The organism is Mesorhizobium sp. M6A.T.Cr.TU.017.01.1.1 (assembly GCF_004023115.1).
Lineage (GTDB): Bacteria > Pseudomonadota > Alphaproteobacteria > Rhizobiales > Rhizobiaceae > Mesorhizobium > Mesorhizobium mediterraneum.
Map to the genome: position 1 here is coordinate 1 of NZ_RZTA01000182.1, position 7708 is coordinate 7708.

At 62.8% G+C, this 7708-nt stretch carries 9 protein-coding genes; 6 read left to right on the top strand and 3 right to left on the bottom strand.

The features are described 5' to 3' along the window. Both EOB36_RS32110 and EOB36_RS32115 read left to right on the top strand, forming a co-directional pair. On the top strand, positions 1–310 hold a 310-nt coding region (locus tag EOB36_RS32110), incomplete at its 5' end, for an MFS transporter (protein WP_128286467.1). A 41-nt stretch (positions 311–351) separates the two neighbouring features. Further along, complete coding sequence (locus EOB36_RS32115) at positions 352–726, top strand: DUF423 domain-containing protein (RefSeq protein WP_128286468.1); 375 nt, start codon at positions 352–354, stop codon at positions 724–726. Between the two features lie 74 nt (positions 727–800). Here EOB36_RS32115 and EOB36_RS34560 read toward each other — a convergent pair whose 3' ends face one another. Then, entirely contained in the window at positions 801–965 is a 165-nt protein-coding gene (locus tag EOB36_RS34560; protein ID WP_164897680.1) for a hypothetical protein, read from the bottom strand. 349 nt (positions 966–1314) lie between these two features. Between EOB36_RS34560 and EOB36_RS32125 the strand changes: the two genes are divergently transcribed. After that, positions 1315–2397, top strand: a complete 1083-nt coding sequence (locus EOB36_RS32125; protein ID WP_128286469.1) for a LacI family DNA-binding transcriptional regulator — start codon at positions 1315–1317, stop codon at positions 2395–2397. A 10-nt stretch (positions 2398–2407) separates the two neighbouring features. Here EOB36_RS32125 and EOB36_RS32130 read toward each other — a convergent pair whose 3' ends face one another. Further along, entirely contained in the window at positions 2408–3625 is a 1218-nt protein-coding gene (locus tag EOB36_RS32130; protein ID WP_128286470.1) for an OpgC family protein, read from the bottom strand. 204 nt (positions 3626–3829) lie between these two features. On the opposite strand from EOB36_RS32130, the gene EOB36_RS32135 reads away from it, so the two are divergent. Further along, positions 3830–4501 (top strand): alpha/beta hydrolase, encoded by a 672-nt coding sequence (locus EOB36_RS32135; protein ID WP_128286471.1) that lies wholly within the window; start codon positions 3830–3832, stop codon positions 4499–4501. Positions 4502–4513: 12 nt separating this feature from the next. Here EOB36_RS32135 and sthA read toward each other — a convergent pair whose 3' ends face one another. Next, on the bottom strand, positions 4514–5902 hold the full coding sequence (gene sthA, locus EOB36_RS32140) for a Si-specific NAD(P)(+) transhydrogenase (protein WP_095485739.1): 1389 nt from the start codon (positions 5900–5902) through the stop codon (positions 4514–4516). A 310-nt stretch (positions 5903–6212) separates the two neighbouring features. On the opposite strand from sthA, the gene EOB36_RS32145 reads away from it, so the two are divergent. Further along, the gene (locus tag EOB36_RS32145) at positions 6213–6683 is read left to right on the top strand and encodes an RDD family protein (RefSeq protein WP_095485738.1); all 471 of its coding nucleotides are present in this window, start codon (positions 6213–6215) and stop codon (positions 6681–6683) included. A gap of 138 nt (positions 6684–6821) precedes the next feature. Next, positions 6822–7586 (top strand): arginyltransferase, encoded by a 765-nt coding sequence (locus EOB36_RS32150; protein WP_095485737.1) that lies wholly within the window; start codon positions 6822–6824, stop codon positions 7584–7586. Positions 7587–7708 lie beyond the last annotated feature (122 nt).

Here is a 7708-nt window from a genome sequence, read left to right on the forward strand (position 1 = left end):
GGGCTGGCAGCTCGTCGGCCTGCGTTTCCTGATGGGGCTGGCACTTGGCGGTCTCCTGCCCTGCATCACCAGCGTCATCCGCCACAATGTTCCGGACGGCGTCGGCGGCAATGTGCTCGGCTTGTCGATCTCGGCGCAATATGCCGGACAGGTCGCCGGGCCGCTGCTCGGCGGCTTCGTCGGCGGTCATTTCGGCATGCGCGCGGTGTTTCTCGGCACGTCCGTGCTGATGGCGGGCGGAGCGGTGTATAACTGGCTGGTCCAGTCGCGCCGCGCGCGCGACATGCTGGTGCAGGCTGGAAAGTCGTGACACCGTTTGCGGGCCATCATTACTCCACGGAGACCAGAGACATGAGCACGGCCGGGCAACCAATAAGCGGCAGCGGCCGCATCCTCGTTTTCGTCGGCGGCCTGTGCGGCGCGGCCGGCGTGGCCCTGTCCGCCGCGGCGGCGCATCTGGGCGGCGCTTTCGTCGGCACGGTCGCATCCTTCCTGCTCATGCATGCGCCGGTCTTTCTTGCAATCGGTCTCGTCGGCGCAAACCGTATCCTGCGAATCGGAAGCCTCATCCTTCTCGTCGGACTTGTATTGTTCTGCAGCGATCTCCTCGCCCGGGACTTCCTCGGCTCGCGGCTTTTCCCGCTGTCGGCGCCGATCGGCGGCACCTTGCTCATCGCCGGCTGGCTGGCGATTGCGGCCTCGGCGCTGGTGCGCCCACGCTCCTGAGACGGCATTCCCTCCCGCCTCAAAGTGCGGCGGTAGCAGGCGAACGGCCGGGGCCCGTTCCAGCCAAACGACAGTCAGTCAGACGATAACCGATCTTGCCGGCGTTCGGGCTGGACCGGCAGGTCGCGATTGCGTGCGGCCGGCTTGGTCAGGCGGCGCCGCTCCGGCCGATCGGTGGCCGGCGAGATGCCCCAATAGTTGCGATAGATGTCTTCGAACAGGTGCTTGATCGGATGCATGGCAGGCTCCCTTTTCCATTTTGAATCGATCCAATCGACAGGTACGAAAAAGCGCTGCCGATCAGCTCCGCTTGCGCTCCACGAGAAAACGCAGGTCGCGGATCCACGGGCCGGCGCTGCCGCGACGTGTCCTGGTCATCGCGTTCGAGGTGATGCTCCAGTCGTTGCGGTAGATGTCTTCGGAACAGGTAATTCACGGGGTGCATGGCACTCTCCTTCCTGAATCGATCCAATCGACGGTTAGCGCAACGTTTGGATCGATTCAAAAATATACCCGCCCGCACCAATGTCAAGCAAAAATTTGAATCGATCCAACAAAGGTGCTAGGTAGCTTGCCTGGAGGCAAAAAATGGCGTCATCCACCGAAGGCAATACAAGACCCATCCGGCTGGCCGACATAGCCAAGGCCGCCGGGGTTTCGCATGGCACCGCCTCCAACGTGTTCAGCCGTCCCGAGATCGTGCGCGAGGAAGTCCGCGAACGGGTCAAGGCAGCGGCCGAGGCGATGGGCTATGCGGGTCCGGATCCCAAGGGCCGGCTGCTGCGCGCCGGCAAGGTCAACGCGATCGGCGTCGCAACGACCGAACCGCTATCCTATTTCTTCGACGATCCCTTTGCCCGCACGATGATGGCCGGGATTTCCGAGGCATGTGACGCCACCGGCGCCGGTATCGCGTTGGTATCGGCCGGCAATGAGGAAAAACTTGCCTGGAACATCCAGAGCGCGCTGGTCGACGGTTTTATCCTGTTCTGCATCGAGGGAGGTCCGCGCCTCGTCGAGCTGACGCGTGAACGAAAGCTCCCCTTCGTCGCGCTCGAACTCGGCTCGGAGGATGACACGGTCTCGGCGATCGGCGTCGACAATGTCGCCGGCGCCCGCCTGGCGGCGCAGCATCTCGCCGAGCTTGGCCATCGGCGCTTCGCCGTTCTGGCGCTGCCTTTCGCCGACGACAGCACCGGTCTTGTCTCGCCGAGCCAAGTCCGGACGGCCGCCTACACCGGCACACGCGATCGCCTCGTCGGCTATTTCGAGGCGCTTTCCCGGTTCGGCGTCGATACCGCCGGGATTCCGGTATACGAGACCGAAAACGACGAAGCCAGCACAAGAGCCGGTCTCGAAACGATCTTCGCCTCGGCAGAGCCACCGACAGCCATCCTGGCGATGTCGGACCGGATGGCCATGGTCGCGATCGAATGGCTGACCGCGCGGGGCATCGCGGTTCCCGGCGACGTCTCGGTCATCGGCTTCGACGGCGTGCCTGAGGCGGCGCTTTGTGATCCTGCGCTCACCACGATCGCCCAGCCGATCGCCGAGATTGGCCGCCGGGCGGCACGAATGATCCTCGATTTCGACGGCACGGTGCGGCGCGAGACGCTCGGCGTCGAGCTTGTCGTCAGGGCATCTTCCGGACCGCCGCCCAAAACAGCTTGAGCCCGGACGCCTATCGATTGATGCCTGTCGCCATGGCTCCCACACCGAAGGACGCATGGACTGGCGACGCCTCGCTGCGGACCGGCTTGCTCTTGCCGGACCGTCCAAGACCCGACAGCCATTCGAGATAATAGGCGAGCGCGAACTGCATGGCGATGCCTGCGGCGATCAGCAAGCTGTCGTAGGCAAAGCCGCCCGGGTTGATCAGCTTCATCACCTGCGCCGCCATGGCGAGCACCGTGCCGGCGATGAAAACCGGCAGCGATCGTTTGCCCAATACGGCGAGCGGATGGTCGCGGCCGGTGCGGAACAGGTTCGAGACAGAAGGATACGCCACGATCAGGTAGCTCACTGCCAGGATGTGCAGCAGCCTCGGCAGCGACAGGAACGTCTTGTCGAAGCCGGTCAGCACCACAGGCAGGTTCAGCCATGACACGTGCCCCCATAGCGGGCTGTGCACCCAGATCAATGCCGCCGCGACATAGATCGCCGCGGCGCCGACCAGCCAGCGATTGACCGGAATGGTGCCGCCGCGCCTGATATGCAACATACTTGCCAGGCCGATGTTGAAGAGGAACTGCCACGACAGCGGATTGAGGAACCAGAAGCCGGGCTCCGGATAGTTCGGCGGGGCGATCTGGTAGATCCCGGCAACCAGCCACAGAATTCCGGATATCGCCAGCGCCGGCAAAGGCCTGTGGCTGATGAACAGCAGGAAGATTGGCGCCATCAGCAGCAGCACCGCATAGACCGGCAGGATATTATTGTAGCCGAGCTGATGGCCAAGCGTGGCGATGCCGATCAGCGCCTGCTGCGGGTTCCTGATCAATGGCTCGATGTTGATCAGCGTCAGCATGTCCGGCCGCTTGGCGAACACCGCCGCCGCGCAGAAGATCGCCACCACCGCCATCGTCGTGACGATGTGGGCGACATAGAGCACGCCGGCGCGGCGCCACAATTTCAGTGTCGCCATGAGCCGGTTTCCGGGCTCGAATTTTGAGCCGTAGGCGAGCGCGACGGACATGCCGGAGATCAGCACGAAGGCCTCCGCGGCATCCGAAAAGCCAAAATTCTTATAGGTCAGGGTTTCGAAAACCGTGCCCGGGACATGGTCGACAAATATGATCAGCAGAGCGAGAGCGCGGAACACATCAATACGCGTATCGCGTTCCGGGATACGCGTATCCCGGAACGCGATAGCGCGATCCGGTGAATTTGGCACGGTCATCGATAAAAGGCCTCAAAGCTGGTTGTTCATGCCGGCAATCGATGCGACCGCCGGACGCACCGCTTCGATTCCTCCCGCAGGAGCATATCGGCGAAGAAACGGACTGAAATGCGCCTGGTTCAATCAACTTTGAAGGAGCCCGAAAATATTCCGTTTTGAAGCCGGCAAATGAACAAAACCATCACGAAATCAAAGGGATGAACTATGGCGGAAAAACCTCCGGAAGATGGCATTTTGCGGCGCGATCTGGCCTTTTTCTACCGGCTCTATCGACCCGTTGATTCGAGCGGCGAATGCCTTTTCCTGCTGCATGGATCCGGGGTCGACGAGACGACGCTGGTGGCGCTGGCGCGGCAAATCTCACCGCGCGCCGTGCTGCTGGCGGTCCGTGGACGCATCGCCCAGGAGGACGGTTTCCGCTGGTTCGCGAGGGTCACGCCGACGCGCTTCGAACAGGAGAGCATCCGCACCGAGGCGGACGCTTTCGCGGGCTTCGTCACCGCGGCCGCGAAGCGCCACGGTCTCGATCTCTCCCGAACGATTTTTCTCGGCTATTCGAACGGCGCCAATCTGGTTTCGAGCGTGATGCTGTTGCATTCCGGCCTCATCGAACGGGCAGCATTGCTGCGCCCGATGCCGGTGCTCGACGACGTGCCACCAGCCGACTTGTCCCAAGCGCGCGTGCTGATCATCGTCGGCGCCGCCGACCTGACCTACGCGCCCTTCGCGCCGGCGTTGGTCGCATTGCTCGAATCACATGGTGCCGAGGTCGAGGCCCCCACCATCGCCTCCAGCCATGAAATCGGCGATCGGGATGCTGAAATCGTCAGGCAATGGCTGGCGGGCCCGGCAATCGCCGTCGCGCAGGCGAACTGATGAGCCGAGGTTTTACGCTCGCCCCATGCGGTTCCAGGCATCGAGCCCGGCGATCTTGTAGGCTTCGGCCAGCGTCGGATAGTTGAAAGTGTTGTTGACGAAGAAATCGACGGTGCCACCGAGATTGATCACCGCCTGGCCAATGTGAATGAGTTCGGTCGCGCCCTCGCCGACGATGTGCGCGCCGAGCAGCCGGCGCGTTTCGATCGAGAACAGAAGCTTCAGGAAGCCAGTGTTCACGCCCATGATATGGCCGCGCGAGGTCTCGCGGAAACGCGCCACGCCGACCTCATATGCGCCGCCGCTCTCGCGCACCTGCTCCTCGGACTGGCCGACGGTCGAGATTTCCGGCACCGCGTAGATACCGTAGGGAAAGGTTTCCGGCGGCGGCGGCAAGGGCACGCCGAAGGCATGGCAGGCGGCCACCCTGCCCTGTTCCATCGAGGTGGAGGCGAGGCTTGGAAAGCCGATGACGTCGCCGGCGGCATAGATGTTCGGCGCGCTGGTCCGGAAGGTCTGCGGATCGACCTTGATGCGGCCCCGGGAATCGGCCTCGATGCCGACCACGTCCAGGCCGAGCGCGCCGACATTGCCGGTGCGCCCCGCAGCATAAAGCACCATCTCCGAGCGTATGGTGCGGCCGTCGGCAAGCGTCACCTCGGCATAGTCGGGTTTCGAGGCGATCTCCTTGATCGCACTGCCCAGCCGGATCGTCATGCCGCGGTCGCGCATCTGATGGATGAAGTCGTCGACGATCTCGCGGTCGACGAAATCGAGGATGGTGTTGCGCGGCTCGACCAGCGTCACCGGCACGTCGAGCGCCGAAAAGATCGTCGCGTACTCGACGCCGATGACGCCGGCGCCGATCACCGTGAGCGTGCGCGGCAGGCGCTCGAGCTCCAGCATCTCGTCGCTGTCGAAGATACGGGTCTTGTCGAAGGGCACGTCGCGCGGCCGGTGCGGGCGGGTGCCGACCGCGATCAGCGCATGCGCAAAACCGACTTCGCTATAGTCGCCGGTTTCCGTCGTCAGGCTCGCTCTGTTGGGACCGAGGAATTTGACCCCGGCGCGTGCGCTCTTGACCGTATTGCGCATGAATTGGTGCTGCAGCACCTCGACTTCATGATCGAGTGTCTTGTGCAGGCGCTCGATCAGGTCGCCGACCGAAATGTCCTGCTTGACCCGGTAGCCGCGCCCGTAGAAGCCGCGCTCGCGCCAACCGGAGAGGTTGAGCACAGTTTCCCGCAGCGTCTTCGACGGGATGGTGCCGGTGTGCACGGAAACACCGCCAAGACGCCGTCCCCTGTCGACCACCAGAACGGATTTCCCAAGCTTGGCCGACTGCACCGCGGCACGGCGCCCGGAAGGGCCGCTGCCAATGACCAGCATGTCATAGTCCATGTCGCCCCGTCCCTTGCCCGCCTGATATGTTGCGCCGCAGCAAACTAACGCCATCCGCGCGGCAAATTCAACCGATCCAAGCTAAAGCGCTCGCGTTCGAACGGATTCATGCGACGCGCTTTAAGCCCTTGTTTCTATGCATGTCGTTATCGCAAAACCGCTGCGCACTTTTTGCGCGACATGCATTAGGTTCGGCGCTGCTTCCAGTCGCAGGCTGAAAACGGCTCGATCTTGATTCCGTCGCGAGACTTCACCATTTCAACACCAGGCGGCCCGCACCCTATCCCGGGCCTGATTACGAGGAAATGACATGAACGCGCGCGTTCTCGACGGCGAAATCATCACCACCAGGCTCGATGATATCAGGGCCTATGACGGCGTGCGCACGCGGCGTGTCCTCGCCTTCATCATCGACTATTGCATCGTCGCGCTGCTCACCATTCCGTTCGCGATCCTGGTGTTCTTCCTCGGGATCTTGACGCTCGGCCTCGGCTGGATGCTGTTTTCCGTCCTCGTGCCGGCCGTCGCCATCCTCTACATCTGGAACACGCTCGGCAGCACCGACCAGGCCACGACAGGCATGAAGATGATGGGGATCCGGCTCGACCGCCTCGACGGCACCCGCATCGACGGGCTGACGGCCGTGGTGCATTCGGTGCTGTTCTGGGCCGGCAACGTCATCCTGACGCCGCTGGTCCTCCTGGTGTCGCTGTTTGCCGACCGCAAGCGCACGCTGCACGACCTGCTGTTGGGCACGGTGGTCAGCCGCAGTGACCGCTGAGGACAGCTTTCGCGAGTCTCCCGCGAGCGTTTATGTGCAAAGTGAAGGCGTCCGCTCGGCGCGCTTTCACAATCCTGTTGAATTTTTCGCTGCGCGCGCCAAAGGTATGATGATTCGCAGGAGTGTTTCCAAGGTTCGATGACGCAGCATCCAACCCAGTCGCCACAGTTCTTCCTGACCGCGCCGTCACCGTGCCCGTATCTTGAGGGCCAGTTCGAGCGCAAGGTGTTCACGCATCTGGTCGGCGACAAGGCGTCGGAGATGAACGACCTGCTGACGCAAGGCGGCTTCCGGCGATCGCAGAACATCGCCTACCGGCCGGCCTGCGAGACCTGCCGCGCCTGCGTTTCGGTGCGCATCCTGGCCCAGGAATTCACCGCCAGCCGCAACATGAGGCGGGTGATACAGCACAATTCAGACCTCATCGGCGCCATGCACGACGCGCAACCATCCACCGAGCAGTATTCGCTGTTCCGCAGCTATCTCGATGCCCGCCATCGCCGCGGCGGCATGTCCGACATGACGGTGCTCGACTACGCCATGATGGTCGAGGACACCCATGTCGACACCAAGGTCATCGAGTACCGGCGCCGCGGCCCCGACAGCTTCATCACCGGCAAGGGCCAGGGCGAGCTGATCGCGGTGGCCCTCACCGACAAGATGGCCGACGGCCTGTCGATGGTCTATTCCTATTTCAATCCGGACTTCGAGGATCGCTCGCTCGGCACCTTCATGATCCTCGACCACATCGCCCGCGCCAGGGCGATGGGCTTGCCCCATGTCTATCTCGGCTACTGGGTCAACGGCTCGCGCAAGATGAACTATAAGATGCGCTTCATGCCGCAGGAGCATCTCGGCCCCAAAGGCTGGGAACGCTACGACCACGAAGCGGTTTCGCGCTGATCCGCCCTTCCGCCAATCATCCTTAAAACTGTTCAAGGAGGATGCTGCTGGTTTTCGGCCGCTTGGCTGGAAGGACAGACGCTGGGCCAATTTTGCGCCTGCCTCCACATTCATTGCGAGAA

Coding starts and splice junctions, on each gene's coding strand:
- EOB36_RS32135 (WP_128286471.1), top strand. CDS start 3,830: ATGGCGGAAAAACCTCCGGAAGATGGCATTTTGCGGCGCGATCTGGCC.
- EOB36_RS32130 (WP_128286470.1), bottom strand. CDS start 3,625: ATGACCGTGCCAAATTCACCGGATCGCGCTATCGCGTTCCGGGATACG.
- EOB36_RS32150 (WP_095485737.1), top strand. CDS start 6,822: ATGACGCAGCATCCAACCCAGTCGCCACAGTTCTTCCTGACCGCGCCG.
- EOB36_RS34560 (WP_164897680.1), bottom strand. CDS start 965: ATGCATCCGATCAAGCACCTGTTCGAAGACATCTATCGCAACTATTGG.
- EOB36_RS32115 (WP_128286468.1), top strand. CDS start 352: ATGAGCACGGCCGGGCAACCAATAAGCGGCAGCGGCCGCATCCTCGTT.
- EOB36_RS32125 (WP_128286469.1), top strand. CDS start 1,315: ATGGCGTCATCCACCGAAGGCAATACAAGACCCATCCGGCTGGCCGAC.
- EOB36_RS32145 (WP_095485738.1), top strand. CDS start 6,213: ATGAACGCGCGCGTTCTCGACGGCGAAATCATCACCACCAGGCTCGAT.
- sthA (WP_095485739.1), bottom strand. CDS start 5,902: ATGGACTATGACATGCTGGTCATTGGCAGCGGCCCTTCCGGGCGCCGT.